Origin of the sequence: Janthinobacterium sp. BJB446, from assembly GCF_002735655.1 — a bacterium.
GTDB lineage: Bacteria > Pseudomonadota > Gammaproteobacteria > Burkholderiales > Burkholderiaceae_D > Janthinobacterium > Janthinobacterium lividum.
In genome coordinates, this window is record NZ_PDZK01000001.1 from 3,157,733 (window position 1) to 3,178,341 (window position 20,609).

18 protein-coding genes are annotated in these 20,609 nt (G+C 64.7%); 5 read left to right on the top strand and 13 right to left on the bottom strand.

Translation table 11 applies throughout. The annotated features are described in order from the left end of the window. Positions 1 to 22: 22 nt before the first annotated feature. The 7 genes from CSQ92_RS13975 to CSQ92_RS14005 form a co-directional block, all read right to left on the bottom strand. On the bottom strand, positions 23 to 1,720 hold the full coding sequence (locus CSQ92_RS13975; protein WP_099394383.1) for a RecQ family ATP-dependent DNA helicase: 1,698 nt from the start codon (positions 1,718 to 1,720) through the stop codon (positions 23 to 25). 116 nt (positions 1,721 to 1,836) lie between these two features. Beyond that, positions 1,837 to 2,235 carry an MAPEG family protein gene (locus tag CSQ92_RS13980; protein ID WP_034783403.1) on the bottom strand — a complete coding sequence of 133 codons (399 nt, stop codon included), beginning with the start codon at positions 2,233 to 2,235 and terminating at the stop codon, positions 1,837 to 1,839. A gap of 48 nt (positions 2,236 to 2,283) precedes the next feature. Further along, complete coding sequence (locus CSQ92_RS13985; protein ID WP_099394384.1) at positions 2,284 to 5,667, bottom strand: hybrid sensor histidine kinase/response regulator; 3,384 nt, start codon at positions 5,665 to 5,667, stop codon at positions 2,284 to 2,286. Beyond that, complete coding sequence (locus CSQ92_RS13990; protein ID WP_052140209.1) at positions 5,664 to 6,788, bottom strand: hybrid sensor histidine kinase/response regulator; 1,125 nt, start codon at positions 6,786 to 6,788, stop codon at positions 5,664 to 5,666. The genes CSQ92_RS13985 and CSQ92_RS13990 overlap by 4 nt, the downstream gene beginning before the upstream one ends. Positions 6,789 to 6,896: 108 nt before the next feature. After that, positions 6,897 to 7,505, bottom strand: a complete 609-nt coding sequence (locus CSQ92_RS13995) for a chemotaxis protein CheB (RefSeq protein ID WP_099394385.1) — start codon at positions 7,503 to 7,505, stop codon at positions 6,897 to 6,899. 1 nt (position 7,506) lies between these two features. Further along, entirely contained in the window at positions 7,507 to 8,331 is an 825-nt protein-coding gene (locus CSQ92_RS14000) for a CheR family methyltransferase (RefSeq protein ID WP_200880276.1), read from the bottom strand. A gap of 138 nt (positions 8,332 to 8,469) precedes the next feature. Further along, on the bottom strand, positions 8,470 to 9,462 hold the full coding sequence (locus CSQ92_RS14005) for an aldo/keto reductase (protein WP_143450363.1): 993 nt from the start codon (positions 9,460 to 9,462) through the stop codon (positions 8,470 to 8,472). A gap of 88 nt (positions 9,463 to 9,550) precedes the next feature. On the opposite strand from CSQ92_RS14005, the gene CSQ92_RS14010 reads away from it, so the two are divergent. Both CSQ92_RS14010 and CSQ92_RS14015 read left to right on the top strand, forming a co-directional pair. Continuing rightward, positions 9,551 to 10,441 carry a LysR family transcriptional regulator gene (locus CSQ92_RS14010; protein WP_099394386.1) on the top strand — a complete coding sequence of 297 codons (891 nt, stop codon included), beginning with the start codon at positions 9,551 to 9,553 and terminating at the stop codon, positions 10,439 to 10,441. Between the two features lie 68 nt (positions 10,442 to 10,509). Beyond that, on the top strand, positions 10,510 to 11,019 hold the full coding sequence (locus tag CSQ92_RS14015; protein WP_099394713.1) for a GAF domain-containing protein: 510 nt from the start codon (positions 10,510 to 10,512) through the stop codon (positions 11,017 to 11,019). 4 nt (positions 11,020 to 11,023) lie between these two features. On the opposite strand, the gene CSQ92_RS14020 is transcribed toward CSQ92_RS14015, so the two are convergent. Next, complete coding sequence (locus tag CSQ92_RS14020; RefSeq protein ID WP_070281164.1) at positions 11,024 to 11,620, bottom strand: O-methyltransferase; 597 nt, start codon at positions 11,618 to 11,620, stop codon at positions 11,024 to 11,026. 38 nt (positions 11,621 to 11,658) lie between these two features. Then, positions 11,659 to 12,549 carry a DMT family transporter gene (locus CSQ92_RS14025; protein WP_099394387.1) on the bottom strand — a complete coding sequence of 297 codons (891 nt, stop codon included), beginning with the start codon at positions 12,547 to 12,549 and terminating at the stop codon, positions 11,659 to 11,661. A 101-nt stretch (positions 12,550 to 12,650) separates the two neighbouring features. Here CSQ92_RS14025 and CSQ92_RS14030 point away from each other — a divergent pair, with 101 nt between their 5' ends. Both CSQ92_RS14030 and CSQ92_RS14035 read left to right on the top strand, forming a co-directional pair. Beyond that, positions 12,651 to 13,430 (top strand): AraC family transcriptional regulator, encoded by a 780-nt coding sequence (locus CSQ92_RS14030; RefSeq protein ID WP_034783391.1) that lies wholly within the window; start codon positions 12,651 to 12,653, stop codon positions 13,428 to 13,430. Between the two features lie 80 nt (positions 13,431 to 13,510). Continuing rightward, complete coding sequence (locus CSQ92_RS14035; protein ID WP_099394388.1) at positions 13,511 to 15,973, top strand: tetratricopeptide repeat protein; 2,463 nt, start codon at positions 13,511 to 13,513, stop codon at positions 15,971 to 15,973. Between the two features lie 138 nt (positions 15,974 to 16,111). Here the strand turns inward: CSQ92_RS14035 and CSQ92_RS14040 are convergent, their stop codons facing one another. The 4 genes from CSQ92_RS14040 to CSQ92_RS14055 form a co-directional block, all read right to left on the bottom strand. Beyond that, positions 16,112 to 16,756: an FABP family protein gene (locus CSQ92_RS14040; protein ID WP_070260323.1), complete on the bottom strand. Its 645-nt coding sequence runs from the start codon at positions 16,754 to 16,756 to the stop codon at positions 16,112 to 16,114. A 78-nt stretch (positions 16,757 to 16,834) separates the two neighbouring features. After that, positions 16,835 to 17,359 carry a hypothetical protein gene (locus tag CSQ92_RS14045; RefSeq protein ID WP_099394389.1) on the bottom strand — a complete coding sequence of 175 codons (525 nt, stop codon included), beginning with the start codon at positions 17,357 to 17,359 and terminating at the stop codon, positions 16,835 to 16,837. 2 nt (positions 17,360 to 17,361) lie between these two features. Next, positions 17,362 to 18,165, bottom strand: a complete 804-nt coding sequence (gene map / locus CSQ92_RS14050) for a type I methionyl aminopeptidase (RefSeq protein WP_052140206.1) — start codon at positions 18,163 to 18,165, stop codon at positions 17,362 to 17,364. Between the two features lie 14 nt (positions 18,166 to 18,179). Next, positions 18,180 to 18,776 carry a TetR/AcrR family transcriptional regulator gene (locus CSQ92_RS14055; RefSeq protein ID WP_034783384.1) on the bottom strand — a complete coding sequence of 199 codons (597 nt, stop codon included), beginning with the start codon at positions 18,774 to 18,776 and terminating at the stop codon, positions 18,180 to 18,182. Positions 18,777 to 18,898: 122 nt separating this feature from the next. Between CSQ92_RS14055 and CSQ92_RS14060 the strand changes: the two genes are divergently transcribed. Beyond that, entirely contained in the window at positions 18,899 to 20,413 is a 1,515-nt protein-coding gene (locus CSQ92_RS14060; protein ID WP_034750639.1) for an AMP nucleosidase, read from the top strand. Positions 20,414 to 20,609 lie beyond the last annotated feature (196 nt).

Consider the following 20,609-nt stretch of genomic DNA (forward strand, 5'->3'; position numbering starts at 1 on the left):
TGTTCGGCAGCGCACCATGGCTTCATGCGGGGACAACGAATTCCGCCATGAAGGTACGCGTGGTGTTTTCTGGAAAGGCAATGGTGACCTGGTCGCCCGCCACGGACAGCACGGTGCCGATCTGGTAGCGGGGCACGCGCACGCGGCTGCCGACGGCGATCTGGGGCGCCGGTGCCGGCGCCGGGACAGCCGCAGGCGCCGGCGGCAACTCGTCCAGGGTGATGGGCGCGGCCAGTGCGGGCGGCGACTGGCAATTATCGCAAGTGCAGCAGCGCTCGAAATCGCCGGCATCGCCAAAGTAATCGAGCAGCAGTTTCCAGCGGCACAGGCCACTTTGCGCATACGCCACCATCTGCTCGAGCGCCTGTTTGTCGCGCTCCTGCTTGTCGACATAGACTTGCGCCAGCTGCGCAAACGAGGGCGTGGCGGCCGAGGGGGCTTTCAAGCTGTAGCCCAGCTTGCGGTCCTGGCGCAGCAGCTTGCCGTCTTTCAACAGTTTCAGGCACACCTTCAAGTGGCCGTCGGAAAACTCGGGCAGGCTGGACGCCAGCGCAGCGAAAGCAAACGTGGCTGGCAGTTCTTGCGCCACCGCCACGATGGCCGCCAATTCCCCTTCCGTTGGGTAATGCTTCGCCAGAAAGAACTGCTGCACCCGCTTGTCTTCCTGGAAATACAACAAGGTGCAGTCGGCGGGCAAGCCGTCGCGCCCAGCCCGGCCCGACTCCTGGTAGTACGCTTCCAGGTTGGCCGGCACCTGCAAGTGGATGACGAAGCGCGTGTCGGGTTTGTCGATACCCATGCCAAAGGCGTTGGTGGCCACCATGATGCGGCGTTCGCCATTCATGAACAAATCCTGGTTGTGCTTGCGCTCGCGCGCCGCCAGCTTGCCGTGGTAGCACGTAACGCTCTCGCCCAGTTCCGCCAGCCGCGCCGCCAGGTCCTCGACGGCCTTGACGGTGGCCGCATACACGATGCCCACGCCCGCCGTCTCGCGCAGCAGGCGCAAGACTTCGTCCTGTTTCTCTCCCGCATTCGTGACCTGGATCACGCGGTAGCGCAAATTGGCGCGGTAGATGCCGGTATTGATGACCTGCAGCTTGCGCGCTTCCAGTTGCGCGTCGATATCGTCTACCACTTCGCCGGTGGCCGTGGCCGTCAGCGCCAGCACGGGCGGACGGCCCAGCGCGCGCAGGGCGGCCGCGATTTCCAGGTAGGCGGGACGGAAGTCATGGCCCCACTGGGAAATGCAATGGGCTTCATCGATGACGACCAGGCTGGGCGGCGAGGCTCCCAGCAGGGACAGGAAGGCGGCACTGGTCAGGCGTTCCGGTGTGCAAAAGATGATGATCCTGCCGCCCTGGCCGATGCGGGCGATGGCCTCGTCCTCTTCCGCGCGCGACAGGCTGCTGTTGAGCTGCACGGCCGTGATGCCCAGTTCTTGCAGCTTTTCCAGCTGGTCTTTCATCAGCGAAATCAGCGGCGACACGACCAAAGTCGCGCCGGGCAACAGGGCGGCGGGCAACTGGTAGCACAGGGACTTGCCGCTGCCGGTGGGCATGATGGCCAGGGTGTCGCGCCCGGCCAGCACGCTGTCGATGACTTCCTGCTGGCCCGTGCGCAGCCGCGCCACGCCAAAGACCGAGCGCAGCAGGCGCTGGATGTACTTGCCTGGCTTGCCAGGCTTGCCTGGCTTGCCGGATTGGTTCGCTGCACTGCTCATCATTGTCGTCCCGAAAGTAACACTGCGATGCCGGCGCCCCAGCGCCCAGGTGCAGCTACTTTACGGCCGGGCCTGGCGCACCGCCATAGGACGGGCGCCACAGCCGGCGTAGGAATTCAGGAAGCAAACAGGATGGCCCAGAACAGCATCAGCAGACCGGCAATCGACACGCACCAGACGAGCGTGCGCACGACAGGCACGCCAAACGCGTACAGGGGCAAGTACAGCACGCGCGCGGCCAGGTACAGGGCGGCGCCGTACAGGGTCAGCGCGCTTTCCTGCGCCGTCACGTGGGCGATCAGCACGGCGGCGGCGAACAGGGGCAGGGTTTCGAACAGGTTCGCCTGGGCCCGCCGCAAGCGGCCCGTGATCTTGCCCACGGGCGGCCCGTCGCCATCGCGCGCGCTCACGTTATAGGCCGTGCCTGTTTCGCGCGTGCGAAACAGCGCGGGCAGCAGGATTTGCAGCAGCGCCAGCACCAAAGTACAGGCCAGCATCGTCAATTCAGGGGTCATCCTTTACCTCTGCGGGTGAGACGGGCAAGCCGTGCCGGCGCATGCCTGTCAGGGTTGGTCGAGTGCCGCTTGCAACTCCATCAAATCATAAGGCTTGCGCAGGACGCTGGCGGAAAAGCCCAGCTCATCCATCGATTCCTTGCCATAGCCCGTGGAAAAGATGATGCGCATGTCCGGTTTATCGCGCAGCACCATGCGTGCCAACGCGATGCCGGACATGCCGGGCAGGCTGACATCCGTAAACAGGATATCGAAGTCTTGCTCGTTGAGCAGATCCCACGCCGCCTCGCCATCGGACACGCCGCTGACCGTGTGGCCCAGCATGCCCACCAGTTCGCACACCATCAGCTGCGAATCGAGATTGTCTTCCACCACGAGTATTTTCATCGATGTCGGCATGTCACCCTGCGGTGTTGGCGCATGGCCCGTCAAGTCCAGCCCCGGCGTGCCGCCTCCCCGCACGCTGGCCGAGGTGCCGCCGGCCACCGGCGCGCCGGACCGTTCAAACTGGCGCGCGCGCATTTGCTGCTGGCGGTTGGCCAGCACATGGCGCAGCTTGCGCGCCAGCTCTTCGCGCCGGTACGGTTTGCTGAGCAATTCCACCCCCGCGTCGAGACGCCCTTCGTGCACGATGACATCCTGCGCGTAGCCCGAGGTAAACAGCACGGCGATATCGGGCTGCAACTCGCGCGCCTGGCGCGCCATCTCCGTGCTGCTGACGGGACCGGGCATGATCACGTCCGTAAACAGCAAGTCGATCTGCGCGCCGCTGTGCAGCACGGCCAGCGCGCTTTCGCCATCCTCGGCCTTGAGCACCTTGTAGCCGAGCGCCCCGAGCATGTCGACCACGGTGGTGCGCACGCCCACGTCGTCTTCCACCACCAGCACCGTTTCCGTGCCGCCCGTGACGACGCCGCTCAGCTCCAGTTCCTCGTCCGCTTCCGCCATCAGCGAGCGGGGCAAATAGATTTTGACCCCCGTGCCCACGCCAGGTTCACTGTAGATGCGGATATGGCCGCGGCTTTGCGTCACAAAGCCATACGCCATCGACAGGCCCAGGCCCGTGCCCGCGCCTTCCGGCTTGGTCGTGAAGAACGGCTCGAACGCGCGCTGCAGCACGGGGCCGCTCATGCCGCGGCCCGTATCGGTCACCGACAGCATCACGTACTGGCCTGCCGGCACGTCGACCAGGTTGTGCACATACTGTTCGTCGAGCACGACGTTGCCCAGCTCGATGGTCAGCTTGCCCACGCCATCCATGGCGTCGCGCGCATTGATGGCCAGGTTGAGGATGACGTTCTCGATCTGGCTGCGGTCGATCAGGGTATTCCACAGTCCGCCGCCGCCCACGAGCACGATGTCGATCGCTTCGCCCAGGGCGCGCCGCAACAGCGCATCCATGTTGCGCACCACGCGCGCCAGATCGGCCACCACGGGTTGCAAGGGCTGGCGCCGCGCAAATGCCAGCAAATGCGACGACAGCTTGGCGCCCCGCTCGACGGCGGCAATCGCCGTGTCCAGGCGCTGGCGCATCAAGCCATCCGTGCCCGCCAGGTGATGCAGCAAATGCAAATTGCCGGAAATGATTTGCAGCACATTGTTGAAATCGTGCGCGATCCCCCCCGTCAGCTGGCCCACGGCTTCCATCTTTTGTGCCTGGCGCAAGGCGTCTTCGGCCTTGGTGCGCTCACCCACTTCCTGTTCGACCCGGTGTTCCAGCGTTTCGTTCAATTCATGCAGCGCTTTTTCCACGCGGCGCCGGTCCGTGATATCCGTCTTGACGGCGATCAGGGAACGCGTATGACCCTGCTCATCGACCAGGCGGCTGACATTGCTCGACACCCACACTTGCGAGCCATCGGGCTTCAGGTAGCGCTTTTCCAGCGAGAACGACTCGCCCGTTTCCACCAGGCGCTGGAACAGCACGCCGTTGCCAGGCACGTCTGCCGGATGCATGATGTCGTTCATGTTCAAGCTCAGCAGTTCTTCGGCGGAACGGCCCAGCATGCGGCACAGGGCGCCGTTGACGCGCTGGAAGCGGCCATCGAGGCCCAGCTCCGACAAGCCCACCGAGGCCTGGCCGAAAATGGCCGCCATGCGCTCCTGGCTGGCGTTCAGTTCATCTTCGATGTGGCGCCGCTCCGTCACGTCGAACGACACGCCCACGTAGCGGCGCTGGCCCGGCACGCGGCCGGCCACCACCTCGCCCTGACGCGCGATCCAGCGCAGCGCGCCATCGGCGGGACGGCGGATCCGGTACTCCACGTATTCGAGGGGATTGGGCGCCAGATCCAGCTTGCTGGGTCCGACCTTTTGCTGGTCGCGCGCATCGACCAGGCTCACCAGCAGGCGTTCCGTCACCACTTCCTCGTCGGCAATGCCCCACAGGCGGCGGAAGGTAGGCGACACCACCATCGCGCCCGTATCGGGAAACCATTCGAAGGTGCCGATGCCGCCCGCCTGCTGGGCCAGGCGCAGCCGCTCCTCGCCTTCCATGCGCTCGGTGACGTCGATGCCTTCGACGAGGATGCCCGTGACCACGCCCTCGTCATCCTTGATGGGCTGGTAGACGAAGTCGATATGGCGCTGGCCCGTCAGCCCGTCCGCCGTCTGCAAATCCACCTTCACCTGGCGCCCTTCGAATGGCACGCCCGTGCGGTAGACCTGGTCGAGCAGCTCGATGAAACCTTGCGCCTTGACTTCGGGCAAGGCCATTTCGACTGTCTTGCCGAGCAAATCGCGGTGCCCCACCAGGCGCAGATAATGTTCGTTCGCCAGCTCGAACACATGCTGCGGCCCGCGCAGCATGGCCATGAAGCTGGGCGCCTGCTGGAACAGGGCGCGCAGCAGCGCGCGCTCCTCGCCCAGGCGGCGGTTGGCCTCGCGCACGGCCTCGCCCTCGGCCTGCAAGGTGGTGTTGAGTTCGCCCAGCTCGGCCGTGGCCAGCTTCAGCTGGCGCCCCTCCTCCATGCGCGCCGTCAATTCCAGCGCCGTGCACAGTACGCCATCCACCTGGCCGTCGGCGCCATGCACGGGCGTGTAATACAGGTCGAAACAGACGTCCGTGCGCTGTCCGTCACGCAACAGCGGCAGGCAGCACTCGCGGTGCACCTGCGTCTCGCCGCGCAGCCCCGCTTCGAGGATGCGCGCGTTCCAGTCCCATATCTCGGGCCAGACGGCCGGCACCGTGCCGCCCAGCGCAGCCGGATGGCGCTCCCCGGCGATCTGGATGTAGTCGTCGTTGTAAATCATCACGTGTTGCGGCCCCCACATCAGCACCATCGCCATCGGCGAATGGAGCACGATGTCGACGCTGGTGCGCAAATTCGCGGGCCAGCCATCGAGGGCGCCCAGGCTGGTGGCGGACCAGTCGCGCTGGCGCAGCAGCTCGCCCATGCTGCCGCCGCCGCGCGGCCAGGCTGGCGCGCTCATGTGGACAGTCCCGCTTGCACGCGCACCTGGCACTGGCGCGGGATGCGCACCGTCGCCACCGTGCCCTGCGTCGCCGTCGAACTGAGCTCGACCGTGCCACCGTGGGCCTTGACGAACATATTCACCGTGTACAGGCCCAGCCCCAGGCCCTGCCCCGTCCTGCGTTTCTCGCCCGCCTGCTGGAACGGTTCGAACAGGGTTGGCAGCAAGGCGGCCGGGATAACACCACGATTGGCGATGCGCAATTCAATGCTGTCGGCATCGCGTCCGTCCAGGGCCAGTTGCACCGGCGTGCCCGCCTCGCCATGCGTGATGGCATTGCATAACAGATTCGAGATGACTTGCGACAACAAGCCCGCATCACATTGCCCGTGCAGCTCGCCCACGCTGCTGATCTCGACCTGCGGGGCCTGGCCCGCCGTCTCGAACTCGTCGACGATGGCGCGCGCCAGCGCCAGGTAGTCGTGCGTGCTGCTGCGCAACTCCATCGTGCCCGAGCGGATGCGCGCCAGGTCCAGCAACTGGTCGACCATGCGGCCCATGCGCTTGGCGCTGCTTTCGATGCGCTGCGCCGTGACGACCACCTTCGGATGGTCGCTCATCATCGGCAACAGCATGGCGCCGTTCATCACCACCGACAAGGGCGTGCGCAAGTCGTGGCCCAGCACGGCCGTGAACAGTTCATTGAGGTGCAAGGCATGCTTGAGCTCATCGAGCTGGGCCGACAATTCGCGTTTCTGCTGGTACAACTGGACCAGCACGGCCACCTTGCTTTGCAAGGCTTTCACGTCGATGGGCTTGTACAGGAAATCGACGGCGCCCGCCTCGTAGCCGCGGAAGCTGTAGCTCGGTTCGCGCGACGCGGCCGTGAGGAAAATCAGGGGAATGCTGCGCGTGCGCTCGCTGCCGCGTATCAGCTCGGCCAGCTCGAAACCATCCATCTGCGGCATTTGCACGTCGATCAGGGCCAGCGCCACTTCATGCGTCAACAGCAATTCCAGCGCTTGCGCGCCCGAGCTTGCCTTCAGGATGATAATACCGGGCCGTGCCAGCACGGCTTCGGCGGCGACCAGGTTTTGCGCGATGTCATCAACGACGAGGATATGGATAGGAGCGGTCACGGATCGGTCTTCAGGCATCGTCACGGCAAAATGCCATAATGTTTTGATATGGAAATTAATATTGTTTCAGTCTTTGCATATATATTACACGCACTGTCATGCCGCCATTCACTTGTCCTCCCCTTTATCCAGCAGAGCCAGGCTTGCGGCCATCTGCGGCAAATCGAGCACGCGGTCGGCGCCGGCCCGCTTGAGCGCGGCGGCCGGCATGATGCCATAGCTGGCCCGCTGCGGGTCTTGCACCCAGGCACTGCCGCCCAGCTGCCGCACGCGCGCCAGGCCCGCCGCGCCATCGGCCGAGGCACCCGTCAGGATGATGGCCAGCATGGCGCGCCGGTAGGCGTACGCGGCTGTTTCCAGCAGAACATCGATGGACGGGCGCGAAAAATACACGGGCGCTTCCTGCGACAGGGAAAAGCTGCCATCGGGTTCGACTTGCAGGTGGTAATCGGGTGGGGCGAAATACACGACCCCCGTCTCCAGAGGTTCCTTGTCCTGCGCCTCGCGCAAGGGCAAGTGGCAACGTTCCGCATACAGATGCGGCAACTGGCTCGAGCGGCCCGGCGCCAGGTGCAGCACCACCACCACGCTTGCGCGGCAGGTGGCGGGCAAGGCGCGCAGCACGATGCCCAGCGCTTCCACGCCGCCGGCCGAGGCGCCGATGGCGATCAGGCGCAGGCCGGCGGGCGGTGGCGCGACGTCGCTGGTCGGCAGCATGTCAGGCACGCTGGAAGATGCGTTCAGCCGGGCTCAGCTCGTTGAAGCTGGCCGCATGGCGGCTGAAGTGCAGGCTTTCCTTCATGCCCAGGCCCAGGAAGCCCCGGTTCACCAGCGCTTCGTGGAACAGGCCCAGGCTGCGGTCTTGCAAGTCTTTATTGAAGTAAATCATGACGTTACGGCAGGAAACCATGTGCACCTCCGAAAACACGCTGTCCGTCGCCAAGCTGTGGTCGGCGAAGACGAACTGGCGCCGCAAGCGCCGCTCAAAGATGGCGCCCTTGTAGGCGGCCGTGTAATAGTCGGACAGCGAGCGCTTGCCGCCCGCCAGCTGGTAATTCTCGCTGAACTGGGCGATGCGCTCGATCGGATAGATGCCCGCTTCGGCCGCAGCCAGCGCTTCCACATTGATATCGGTCGCGTAAATCATGCTGCGCTCAAGCAAGCCCTCTTCTTCCAGCAAGATGGCCAGCGACCACACCTCTTCCCCGCTGCTGCAGCCGGCCACCCAGATCTTGATGGAGGGATAGGTGTGCAGGATGGGCACGACTTTTTCGCGCAAGGCGCGGAAATACGCGGGATCGCGGAACATCTCGCTCACTTGCACGGTGAAAAACTGCAGCATCTGCGCGAACATGGCCGGCTCGTGCAAGATGCGGTCCTGCAATTGCGACAGGCTGGCGCAGCCGAAGCGCTCCATGGCCTGGCGCATGCGCCGGCGCAGCGACGCGACGGAATAGTCGCGGAAATCGTGCTGATACCGCAGCAGTATTCCCTCAAGCAATAACTTCAGTTCTATATCGAAAATATCGTCATCTAACAACATCCACCTCATCGGATACCAGACCGTTGAACACAGTGCAACGCACACCATGCAGCACTGCCAAATGCTAGCAGATCACTGGCGACTATCCCGCAGGGAAAGTATCAGTTAGGTACGCTGGCGTACACTGCGCCATCTTTTTCAGGCATCCACGCCCTTCATCCCTTCCTCCGTGTAGCGCGCGCCCGCTGCCATGCCCAAGGGAAAGGCGGCGTTCATCGCCGCCAGTTCGGCCCCGTCCAGATGCACGGCCAGCGCGCCGAGGTTGTCGTGCAGGTAGGCGATGCGCTTGGTGCCGGGAATGGGAATGATGTCGTCGCCTTGCGCCAGCAGCCAGGCCAGCGCCAGCTGGGCCGGCGTGCAGCCTTTTGCGCGCGCGATGCCCTTGACTTGCGCGACGATGGCCTGGTTGCGCGCCAGGTTCCCGGCCGCGAAGCGGGGATTGAACTGGCGAAAGTCGCCCGCGTCGAGACTGGCCGCATCGGCAATGGCACCCGTCAGGAAACCGCGCCCCAGCGGGCTGTAGGCGAAGAAACTGGCGCCCACTTCGCGGCAGGCGGCCAGCACGCCCTGCTCCGGTTCGCGCGTCCAAAGCGAATATTCGCTCTGCACTGCGGCCACCGGGCAGAGCGCCGCCGCGCGCAACAGGGTGGCGGCACTTACTTCGCACAGGCCCACGGCGCGGATCTTGCCCTCTTGCAGCAGCTGCGCCAGCGCGCCCATCGAGTCTTCCAGCGGCGTATCCAGGTTCAGGCGGTGCAGGTAGAACAGGTCGATGCTCTCCACGCCCAGGCGCGCCAGCGACGCTACACATGCCTGGCGGATGTAGGCGGGGGAATTGTCGACGCGGCGCGCATAACTGCCCGCCTCGCGCGCCAGGCCGCACTTGGTCGCGACCAGGGCCTGTCCGCGATGGGCTGCCAGGAAGCGCCCCAGCAATTGCTCGTTGTGGCCGAAACCGTAGGCGTCGGCCGTGTCGAACAGGGTCACGCCCGCCGCCAGCGCCGCTTCCAGGGTGGCCAGCGATTGCGCCTCGTCCGTCGCGCCATAGAATTCCGACATGCCCATGCAGCCCAGGCCCAATGCCGAGCTGGTCAAGCCGCTATGGCCGATCCGTCGTTGTTGCAGTTGCATGTAGATCTCCCTCACGTTGACTCAATGCAGCCAGTCTAGGCCGCACCGGCTGGCGGGGGAATGCGCGATTTCGTGATACCTTTCTGGTATGAGAGCCCTCGATACCCATGCCTTGACCCTGTTTTGCGCCGTCGCCCGCTGCCTGAACTTCCGCCAGGCGGCGGAACAGTTACACATGACCCAGCCGCCATTGTCGCGCGCCATCAAGGGGCTGGAAGAGCGGCTGGGCGCGCGTCTGTTCGAGCGCGACACGCAGGGCGTGGCCTTGACGCAAGCGGGCCGCACCCTGCTGCCGCAGGCGCTGCACATTCTCGATTTGCTGGAGATGGCGCAAGCATCGCTGCAGCGTGACAGCGCGCCAGCGCGCCTGCGCCTGGGTCTGACGAGTGCCGTGGCGGCCGGCCTGTTCCGCCCGCTGCTGGCGGCGCTGGAGGGGCAACTGGGCAATATTCGCCTGGAACTGACGGCCGCACCGTCGCCGCGCCTGGTCGCGGCCGTGCGCAAGGGCCAGCTGGACGCGGCCCTGCTTGCCTTGCCCAGCGCCACGTTCGAGCTGACCGTGCAGCCGCTGGCGCGCCAGCCCATGATGCTGGCCCTGCCCGCCGGGCACCGGCTGGCGAAAAAGCGCAAGCTCAGCCTGGCCGACATCGCGGCAGAATCGATTTACTGGTTCGAACGGGCGCGCCAGCCCGCCTTCTTCGACCATTGCCAGGTAGTTTTCCGCCGGCATGGTTTCTCGCCGATATTCCTGCGCGAAGCGCCCGACCACCATGTGCTGCTCGGCGATGTGGCGGCCGGCAAGGGCATGGCCCTGCTGGCCGACTCGTTCCGCGCGCTGCGCCTGGCTGGCGTGGCCTACCGGCCATTGGTGGAGGGCGAGGAATTGGCAGCCGGCATCGGCCTGGCCTGGCCGGAAGACCACGGCCATGCGGCCATGCCCCTGCTGCGCCGGCTGGCGCAAGAACATCTGAAAAAGTGAAGGCCGCGCGCGGATGCGCCAGACGCGCTACCATGGCGCCTTCCCCATTTTCGAGCGCCACCACGACCATGACGTTTACCATCAGCGACGCCGCCTACGGCACCGATACTCCCGCAGCCAAGCAAGCCATGTATGCGGACCTGAGCTCCCAGCTGCAAGGCTTGCTGTCGGGCGAGAGCGATTTCATCGCCAATACGGCCAACTTCAGTTCGCTGGTCTTCAATACGATGCCGGGCCTCAACTGGGCCGGCTTTTACTTCCTGAAAGGCGAGGAACTGGTGCTGGGACCGTTCCAGGGCAAGCCGGCCTGCATTCGCATCAAGAAGGGCCGCGGCGTGTGCGGCACCACTGTGGTCGAAGGCAAGTCCATCGTCGTGCAGGATGTGCACGCGTTTCCCGGCCACATCGCCTGCGACGTCAATTCCCGTTCTGAACTGGTGGTGCCCGTGTTTGCGCAGGGTCAAATCATCGGCGTGTTCGACCTCGACAGCCCCTTGCCCGGCCGCTTCGACGATGTCGACGCGCAGGGCGTCGAATCGCTGGTGCGCGTGCTGGAAGCGGCTATCGTCGCCGAATAATTAACTAATTGCCCGCCTTGACGGCGATGAATTCGCCCTTGCCGACCGTCGCCAGGCACGTCGTGTAGCGGCTGTCGGCGCGGATGGCCTCGATAAAACCGGCCATGTCCGCGTAGTGCGAACTGGCGTTGTCGACCACCAGCACGCCGCCGGCAGCCAGCACGCGATCCAGCTGCGGCCACCAGGACTCATATTGCTGGCGCGCGGAATCGAGGAAGATGAAATCGTAGGCGCCGTCCACCGCATCGCGCAGCACGTCGCCCGCGTCCGCCAGCAATTGCCCGATCACGCCCTGCAATTGTGCGCGCACAAAGTTGGCATGCGCCATGTCGAACTTGTCCTGCGCCTTTTCCACCGTCACCACGCTACCGCCCAGCGCCTGTACCGCGCGCGCCAGCCACAGGGTGGAATAACCGTTCGAGGTGCCGATTTCCAGCACCCGCCGCGCACCGCGCGCGTGCACCATCACGGCCAGCAATTCGCCCGTGTCGCGCGTGATGTTGAGCATGCGGCTGGCCCGCTCCACATGCGCCGCGTCATTGGCGTTGCCGAATGCTTCCAGTTCGCTTAACAGGGTATCGAGAGTATCGATGCTGTGCATGCCGCCTCCTTGTGCAAAACATCAGCATAGCAAGAAAACTAGGCTTTGGCACGGCGCAGGGGGCGCTTCAGATATTGCACCATCACCACGCCCAGCAGGGTCACGCCGCCGCCGATCACATCGTAGCTGTGCAAGGTTTCACCGAGGAACAGCATGGCGATAATGACCGTAAACACGGGCAGCAGATTCATCAGCGTCGTGGCGCGGCTCGGTCCCAGCTTGGCCAGGCCGTGCATCCACAAGAACGGCGCGATGATGGACGCGGGGATGCCGGCAAACAGCACCAGCGGCAAGCCGGCGCCGGTCACGGGCGGCGCGGACTGGCTCAGGTAATACACGAACAGCACGGGCACGGCGCACCACACCTGGATCAGCAGCGAGTGCCAGTTATTCAGGGGAATCTTCCAGCGCTTGAGCAACACGCCATAGCCCGCATACGACAGGCACGCCAGCAGCATCAGGGCGTCGCCCACGGCCGCGCCATGGGAAATCAGGGCGGCCGGATCGCCATGGCTGAGCAGATAGCCGAGTCCCAGCAGCGACACGAGGCCGCCAAACACGCCGCCCACGGTGGGCGCTTCTTTCAATAACAGCACGGACAGGCCCACGGCCAGCAGCGGCATCAGGGAGGCGAGGATGCCCATATTCGTCGCCGTCGTCGTTTGCGCGGCAATGTAGGCGAGGCACTGGTACATGACCATGCCCAGCATGCCCAGCACAAACAGTTTTCCCAGATACGGTTTTACGATGGTCCGCTGCTTCCACACGCCGCGTGCAAACACGAGCGCCAGCAGCACGCCGGCCAGCAGCCAGCGGTAGAACGAGATGGCGGCCGGATCGATCACGCCCACGGCCATCTTGCTGACGATGGTATTGATGGCCCAGATCAGCACGGCGATCACGGGAAACAGGTAATGCCTGGTTTGCATGCAAAGAACTCCAATATTCAAGACCGTCATTTTCGCATGGTCTGATTCCATGGATATAATGAATACCGGACAAATGATGCGAAGAACAGGACAAAGACACCATGGCCAGCAACCAGCATTTCCCCGCCGTTTCCGACGCCCTGCCCTATCCCGTGTATTTCCGCCTCGACGATTACCACGCGCACCAGCAATTCGATTACCAGAGCCATCCGTGGGGCCAACTCACGTATTGCTCCACGGGCGTGATGGAAATCATGGTGGCGGGCCAGCGCTACCTGTCGCCGCCCCAGTACGCCGTGTGGATACCGCCCGAGACCTTGCACGACGGTTATATCCGCCAGGATGTCGTGTTTCACTCGGCCTATATCGATGCCAGCCTGTGCGCGCAGCTGCCGGCGCAGCCGTGCGCGCTGGTATTGAGTCCCTTGCTCAAAGCCATACTCGGCGACTTTGCCGAACGCGGCGTCACCACGCCCGCCACCCTGGCCGACCAGCGCCTGGCGCAAGTGCTGGTCGACCAGTTGCAGCTGGCGCCGTGCAGCCGCAACTACCTGCCGGGCAGTGACGAGCCCGTCATCGCGGCGCTGCTGGCGGCCCTGCAGGCGGAGCCGGGCAGTAACCGCTCACTGGCAGAGTGGGCCGCGCAACTGCATGTCACCGAGCGCACGCTGGCCCGGCGCTGCCAGCGCGAACTGGGCATGCCGTTCGGCGAATGGCGCCAGCGCCAGCGCTTCCTGGCCGCCCTGCCCCTGCTGGAACAGGGAGACACCGTGCAAGCGATCGCGCTGGAACTGGGCTACAGCACGGCTTCCGCTTTCATCGCCATGTTCCGGCGCCAGAGCGGCGGCACGCCCGACCAGTTCCGCCGCGGCCTGCGCTGAAAAAGCGGACCAGGGCTGTCGGCTTTGTCATATGGGGATGCTAAAATTCAAACATCTTTCCAGAGAGCAAAAGGACGCGCATGAACCCCAGCACCGACACGGCCACCGATACCCAAGGCAGCGAGGACATGCCCCAGGCATCAGCAACGGCCGTAACGGCGCCAGCGCCCATCAAGCTCGACAAGGAAGAGATACCCACCGTCCTGGGCAAGCTGCGCAGCCTGGTGCAGGACAAGACGCGTTTCGAGCCGCACGACATCACGCCGCTGGGCGAAGAAGACGTGCTGCAGGATTTTTCCCTGCAAGCCAATTACGCACTGGAAGCGCGCTTCGAGCAGCGCGTCATCAATGGCTATTTCGCGCCAGCGGGCAATGACTGCCACTGTGGCTCGCACGAGGTGGGAGCACTCGCTCACGCGCAGGAAAAGGAACGGCTGCGCCGCGCGGCGGGCAAGCTCGACAATGCCTTGCGTCAGGCGAGCCAGGCCTACAACGGCGTCGAAGCGGGCGTCTACCTGCCGCATGCCGTCAAGTACTGGCACCTGGACACTTGCAGCAACTGCATCGGCAAAGGCCGCATCAGCTGCCACACCTGCCACGGCGCGACGACGGAAACCTGCTGGAGCTGCCACGGCGGGCGCACCGTCAGCTGCGACGCCTATGGCTGCTACGGCAGCGGCAAGGTATCGTGCTCGTATTGCAGCGGCAGCGGCACGGTGTCCGAGCAGGTCACCGACTACATCACGGTGCAAGTGCCCACTACCACCTACAGCAACGGCAGCTCGCACACCAGCTACCACAGCGAAACGCGGCCCCAGTACCGCACCGAATACCGCTCTTGCTACCATTGCAGCTACGGCAAGGTCAGTTGCAGCACCTGCCATGGGTCCGGCAACATCAATTGCGGCACCTGCCGCGCCAGCGGCAGCGTCACCTGCCGCACCTGCAGCGGCGTGGGCGACCTGCGCTGCAACCCCTGCGACGGCTCCGGCAAGGTGGGCAAGGCGGCCTGGGTCGACGTGCACGTGGCGCCCGGCTACAGCGTCAGCCTGCCCAAGCAGGCGCCCGACGACGCGCGCCGCATCCGAGACAAGGAAAGCGTGCACTCACTGGCCGCCATCGCCAGCAGCCTGGCCCTGGCAAAAGTGAGCATTTACAATGAAGACCAGCCGCAGGAAGTCGACGCCCTGTATGCGGCCAAGCTGCGCATCGTGCGCCTGGACGCATCTTGCAACGCAGAAAAGCACCACCTGGTGGCGTACGGCACGGACTTGCGCTGGCTGACCCTGGACGACATCGTGGAAAAGCTGCTGCGCGGCGACCTCAAGGCGCTCAGCGATGCGCTGGCCGGCAGCGCCGACGACGGCCTGTTCTCGGCCCACGTGCAGGGTTTATTGACGCCGCTGCGCGACGTGGCCGCCTCGGAACTGAATGCGGACGTGATCGAATCGGTCCTCAGCGGCGACGCGGACCACGCGCACGTCGATGTCGTCTCCGCCGACTATGCGCAGAATGTGCGCACCTGCGTGCTCGGCGCCCTGCGCCAGGTCTACACGCGGCTGGCCAAGCAATTCTGGTGGAAAAGCGCGCTGGCCGCCCTGGCCGCCGCCATCGCCACCTGGTTCTTCGCCGGTCGCGGTGCGGCCGCCGTCGCAGGTTTACTCGTCACTGGCGCCGGCTACTGGCTGTTCAACCGCAAGGTGAAGGCCGTGCTCAGCGAGGCGCTGGGCGGCGAGCAGCAAGCCGAACGCGCCATGGGCATCGCCGGCAAGGGCCGCCGCAACCAACTGGCGCAAGTGCTGATCCTCGTTCCCGCCAGCCTGGCCGTGCTGGCCGCCAGCTATGGCTTGCCCGTGCGCGTGCGCCCGGTTTCTGCGCCGCCGCAGGCGGCCATGGCGTCCGTGCCTGTCGCGCCCCATGCGCCGGCCGCCGTGCCGCCGGACGCCAGTAGCGCCAAAGCCGTCAAGCTGTACGAAAATGGCGACAAGGCGCAGGCGCTGGCCATGCTGGAAAGCCTGGTCGGCAAGGGCGACGCCGGCGCGTATGGCCTGTATGGCTGGATGCTGCTGATGGGCGAAGGCAAGCCCGGCCCCGTCACGGCGCCCACGGCGCAGCAGCGCGAAGCGCGCCAGCTGGCCGCCAAGCCCCTGATCGGCAAGGGCCTCGTGAAGAACGACAGCTATGCGCTGACGGCGAAAGGCGTGATGCTGGCCGAAGGCTGGCAGGAACCGCGCAACATGGCGCGCGGACTCGACCTGCTGAAACAGGCCGCGAACAAGGGCAATGCGCAAGCCATGCACTTATTGGGGCTGTACCATGTGCGCGGCTACCAGATCCGCGTCAACCACAAGGAAGCGCGCAAATGGTTCACCCTGGCCGCCGACAAGGGCAGCGCGGGCGACATCTACAACCTGGGGCTGATGGACTGGGAAGGCGCGGGCTTGAAACGCCCCGACCGCGCCAGCGCCATGCAGCGCTGGAAGATCGCCGCCGCCATGGGCGAGGAGCGCGCGATCAAGGCCGTGGCCCAGGGACAGCCTTAAGGAGCACCTGAGAAAAAGCCCATGGCGTTGTTGCGTTGCCTGGCCGTACGTTCGTACTGCCTGCGGCAACGCGCCTAGCCCTGAACATTTTTCAGGCGCTCCAGCAGAGCGGCGGAAAAAGTCGCCGCTTTTTGATTTTTACACCGCCGCCAGCGCCTGCAGGGCCATCGGGTTCGGCGTCGGCTCGCCGACTTTGGTCAGCAGGTTGCGGTCCGTATGGTGGAACGGTTCATCTTTGCCACGGATCAGCATGACCGTGTCTTCGTCGTAGCCCCAGGTGCCATCGGCGTGGATATCGACCTTGATGCGGTATTCGACGGTGGTGAACGCATGTTCGAGGAAAGGGTTCGAGCAGATGCCGTACGCCGTCGAATCGCGCTTGGCCACCAGTTCGAAACTGGTGGCGTCCGCCGTCGTCGTGCCGGACGCCATGGCGATCTGGCCGCGCGGGATGGCCAGGGTCTGGATCACGGCGCCCGTGGCCGGCTCCCACAGCCAGTAGCCGACCTGTTCATGATACGTTTTGACCTGGTCCGGCTTGGTGATGTGGATGTAGTAGCGCAAGCCGTAGAACAGTTGCGGGCCGTTGGTGACGGGGTCGATCGGTTGCAGTTCGATGCGCTCGACGAAAGCCTGCTTGCGCGGGCCATCGGCCTTCGGCTTGACGTCCAGGCCGCGCGTGCCTGTCCAGATGCCGGCCATGCCGGTCAATGGGCCCAGGTTGTTCAGGGTGTGCACGTCGGCGGACGGCTCGGTATAGATATCTTCGGGAAAATCGCTCATGCGGAAATCTTCAAAATGGGGCAACAGTGCTTGCCGCCATTGTAAGATGCGCGCCGCCCGGCGGCAAAGCGCCAGCCGTCAGGGAAACTGCGTAGTGTGGCGCTCGATAAACAGCAGGGCCGCGGCAGCCAGCGCGGGGCGCTGCGTTTCAAACACGGCTGCATCGCGCGTTTGCAGCAGGTTGGCGGCCACCTCGGGCAGGCCCAATGCACCGGCGATGATCGCCGCCACCGCGTCGATATTCGCGTACAGGGCGCTGTCGAAGCCTTCCCAGTCCACATAAGCCAGCCACTCGGCCAGCGTGAGAACGCATGCCACTTCCGGCGCCAGGGCCGCGATACGTTCGGCACGCAGCACGCTGTCGCTGCGGATGCCTTCGTGCTGCAGCACGGCCAGCGCCACGTGCTGCAGCGCGTCGTCCGGATCGCGCCGGTACTTGTTCAACAGACGCTGCGTCAGCGTGTAGCGTTCCACGTCGATGCCGCGCAGGGCGGCCGCCACGTCACCATCATGCAGCGCCAGGTGGCGCGCCGCGCAAGCGACATCCACGCCGGCTTTCGCGGCGACGATATCGGTGAGCTGCTGCCGGCGCGCGTCATCCATGCTTACACCAGCGGCGCGGTCGAGCCGGTCAGGGTGAAAATCTCGAAACCCGTTTCCGTCACGGCCAGCGAGTGTTCGAACTGCGCCGACAGCGAACGGTCTTTCGTCACCGTCGTCCATTTGTCCGGCAAGACCTTGACCTGGTAGCTGCCCACGTTGAGCATCGGTTCAATGGTAAAGATCATGCCCGGCTCCAGCACGATGCCCGTGCCGGCGCGGCCATAATGCAGCACTTGCGGCGTGTCGTGGAAGACCTGGCCCACGCCATGGCCGCAGAAATCGCGCACGGAAGAAAATCCCTGCGCCTTGGCCACCGCTTCAATGGCGGCGCCCACGTCGCCCAAGGTAGCCCCGGGACGCACGGTGTGGATGCCGGCCATCATGGCTTCATACGCCGTGTTGACGAGGCGGTTGGCCAGGATGGAGACGGCGCCCACCTTGAAGGTGCGGCTGGTGTCGCCAAACCAGCCGTTGAACTTCGGCGTCACGTCGATGTTGAGGATGTCGCCCACTTTGAGTATCTTCGTTTCGGACGGGATGCCGTGCGTGACCACGTGATTGACGGAGATGCAGCTGGCGTGCTTGTAGCCGTGGTAGTCGATGGTGCCGGGGATGGCGCCGGCGGCGCGCATGAACTCTTCGCACAGGGCGTCGAGTTTGGCCGTCGACACGCCAGGCTTGACGAAAGGCGCGATGTAGTCGAGCGTGTCGGCGGCGATGCGGCCGGCCGCGCGCATGCCGATGAAACCTTCTTCGTCGTGCAGGGGGATTTTCTTGCCGTGTTCAAGCTGGGTGGAATAGCGCATGGTTTTCTTCTTGGTTAGTGTGTGGTGTGGGCGGCCCAGCCGCGCACGGCATCGTGCGAGGCGCGCAGCATGGCGTCGACGCTGGCAGGTATCGGCCGCTCCTGGGTCAGGTAAGGCTTGACGACGGCCACGGGCGCGTCGATCAGGACAAATTTGAGCAGCATGTGATCGAGGTCCAGTTCCGTGGTGGCGGGCATGGCTTCGGCGCAGCGGACAAAGCAGGCGTCGAGCGCGGCCTGCTCTTCTTCGACGGCGGCCAGCAACTCCTCGCTGAGGCCACTGCTGAAATCGGGGCTGTCCGCGCATTGCAGCAGGAAGCGCGCATACACGGGCTTGCGCCGGCACCAGTCCAGCAAGCCGTGCACGCCGGCCCAGGTGTCGCCGCCGAGCCAGCGGCTGGCTACTTCCTCGCGGAAGTCGCTCTTCACGCGCAGCCAGGCGCGCGCCAGGATGGCGTTGCGCGAATCGAAGCGGTGATACACGGAGCCGATGGGCGCACCGGCCTTGACGGCGATGGCGGCCATCGAGACGGCACCCACGCCGCACTGGGCGGCGACGGCAATCGCGCTGTCGATGAAGTTGTTTTCGTTGAATTTGGCTAGTCTGACCATTCAAATAGAATACAGATTCTATTTGAATCCGTCAAGCGCTCCCGATCGGCGAAGACGGGACAAACAAGAGTTGCCTCGCTGCCTTACAATGGTATGCACGAACCGCCACAAGGAGAATCCGCTTGCTTACGCCCCCCTTCATCGCCTCCTCCCGCTTCGACGATCCACGCCTGGCGCTGGAACAAGTGCAAGCCATCTACCGCAGCAGCATCGAACACTTGCGCGATGCGCTGCAGCGTTTTGTCGCCGGCGAAGACATGCACGAAAGAGTGCGCGCCTGCTACCCCTTCGTGCGCATCCAGACGGACACCGTGGCGCGCGCCGACTCGCCGCTGGCCTACGGTTTTGTCGCCGGCCCCGGCGTATTTGAAACCACCCTGACGCGCCCCGACCTGTTCGGCGATTATTACCTCGACCAGTTCACCCTGCTGCTGAAAAACCATAACAGCGGCCAGAAGGTGCACCTGGAAGTGGGCGTGAGCGCCCAGCCCATTCCCGTGCACTTCTCGTTCGCCGAGCATGACCATATCGAAGGCAATATGGACGCGGGCCGCCGCCTGGCCATGCGCGACCTGTTCGACCTGCCCGACCTGTCGGCCATGGACGACGGCATCGCCAACGGCACGCACGAACCGGCGCATGGCGAAGCGCAGCCGCTGTCGCTGTTCACGGGGCCGCGCGTGGATTACTCGCTGCAGCGCCTGCGCCACTACAGCGGCACGTCGCCGCAGCATTTCCAGAACTTCGTCCTGTTTACCAATTACCAGTTCTACATCGATGAATTCATCCGCCTGGGCCACGCCATGATGGACCGTGCACCCGATGCGGCCGCGCCATCGGACGACGATGGCTATATCGCCTTTGTCGAACCGGGCAACGTCGTCACGCGCCGGGTCGGCCAGACGGTCGAAAGCGAGGATGCGCTGGGCGCCGCGCCGCCGCGCCTGCCGCAGATGCCCGCCTACCACCTGCTGCGCGCGGACGGCAGCGGCATCACCATGGTCAATATCGGTGTCGGTCCCGCCAATGCCAAGACCATCACCGACCATATCGCCGTGCTGCGCCCGCACGCCTGGCTGATGCTCGGTCATTGCGCGGGCTTGCGCACCACGCAAAGCCTGGGCGACTACGTGCTGGCGCATGCGTATGTGCGCGAAGACCATGTGCTCGACGAAGACTTGCCGCTGTGGGTGCCGATCCCGCCGCTGGCGGAAATCCAGCAGGCGCTGCAAACGGCCGTGGCGGAAATCACCCAGCTGACGGGGCACGATCTGAAACACATCATGCGCACGGGGACCGTGGCCAGCACGGACAACCGCAACTGGGAACTGCTGCCGCAGCGCACGCCGGAGCGCCGTTTCAGCCAGAGCCGCGCCATCGCGCTGGACATGGAAAGCGCGACGATCGCCGCCAACGGCTTCCGCTTCCGCGTCCCCTACGGCACCCTGCTATGCGTGAGCGACAAGCCGCTGCACGGCGAAATCAAGCTGCCCGGCATGGCCAATCACTTCTACCGCGAGCGGGTCGACCAGCATCTGCGCATCGGCATCCGCGCCGTGGAACTGCTGCGCCGCCAGGGCGTGGACCGGTTGCACAGCCGGAAATTGCGCAGTTTTGCCGAGGTCGCGTTCCAGTAACACCCGCCATGCGCCACGTCAGCCGCCCTCGCCGGGCGGCTTTTTTTTTGCCACGCCCCCAGTCACGGCAATGCCGGCCCCCTGCCTTATACGACGAAAATATCGTCACAAAAAAACAACAGCTGTCTAGACAGGCAACAGGCAAACACCGAACTTTCAACGATCATTTACCCTAATGGCAAATTTAATTTATTTA

Bases quoted from the DNA above. Each gene is read 5' to 3' on its own strand.
- CSQ92_RS14055 (WP_034783384.1), bottom strand. From the start codon at position 18,776: ATGGTCAGACTAGCCAAATTCAACGAAAACAACTTCATCGACAGCGCG.
- CSQ92_RS13995 (WP_099394385.1), bottom strand. From the start codon at position 7,505: ATGCTGCCGACCAGCGACGTCGCGCCACCGCCCGCCGGCCTGCGCCTG.
- CSQ92_RS13985 (WP_099394384.1), bottom strand. From the start codon at position 5,667: ATGAGCGCGCCAGCCTGGCCGCGCGGCGGCGGCAGCATGGGCGAGCTG.
- CSQ92_RS14025 (WP_099394387.1), bottom strand. From the start codon at position 12,549: ATGCAAACCAGGCATTACCTGTTTCCCGTGATCGCCGTGCTGATCTGG.
- CSQ92_RS14030 (WP_034783391.1), top strand. From the start codon at position 12,651: ATGGCCAGCAACCAGCATTTCCCCGCCGTTTCCGACGCCCTGCCCTAT.
- CSQ92_RS14045 (WP_099394389.1), bottom strand. From the start codon at position 17,359: ATGGATGACGCGCGCCGGCAGCAGCTCACCGATATCGTCGCCGCGAAA.
- CSQ92_RS14000 (WP_200880276.1), bottom strand. From the start codon at position 8,331: ATGTTGTTAGATGACGATATTTTCGATATAGAACTGAAGTTATTGCTT.
- CSQ92_RS14020 (WP_070281164.1), bottom strand. From the start codon at position 11,620: ATGCACAGCATCGATACTCTCGATACCCTGTTAAGCGAACTGGAAGCA.
- map (WP_052140206.1), bottom strand. From the start codon at position 18,165: ATGCGCTATTCCACCCAGCTTGAACACGGCAAGAAAATCCCCCTGCAC.
- CSQ92_RS14005 (WP_143450363.1), bottom strand. From the start codon at position 9,462: ATGCAACTGCAACAACGACGGATCGGCCATAGCGGCTTGACCAGCTCG.
- CSQ92_RS14035 (WP_099394388.1), top strand. From the start codon at position 13,511: ATGAACCCCAGCACCGACACGGCCACCGATACCCAAGGCAGCGAGGAC.
- CSQ92_RS14015 (WP_099394713.1), top strand. From the start codon at position 10,510: ATGACGTTTACCATCAGCGACGCCGCCTACGGCACCGATACTCCCGCA.
- CSQ92_RS14040 (WP_070260323.1), bottom strand. From the start codon at position 16,756: ATGAGCGATTTTCCCGAAGATATCTATACCGAGCCGTCCGCCGACGTG.
- CSQ92_RS13980 (WP_034783403.1), bottom strand. From the start codon at position 2,235: ATGACCCCTGAATTGACGATGCTGGCCTGTACTTTGGTGCTGGCGCTG.
- CSQ92_RS14010 (WP_099394386.1), top strand. From the start codon at position 9,551: ATGAGAGCCCTCGATACCCATGCCTTGACCCTGTTTTGCGCCGTCGCC.
- CSQ92_RS13975 (WP_099394383.1), bottom strand. From the start codon at position 1,720: ATGAGCAGTGCAGCGAACCAATCCGGCAAGCCAGGCAAGCCTGGCAAG.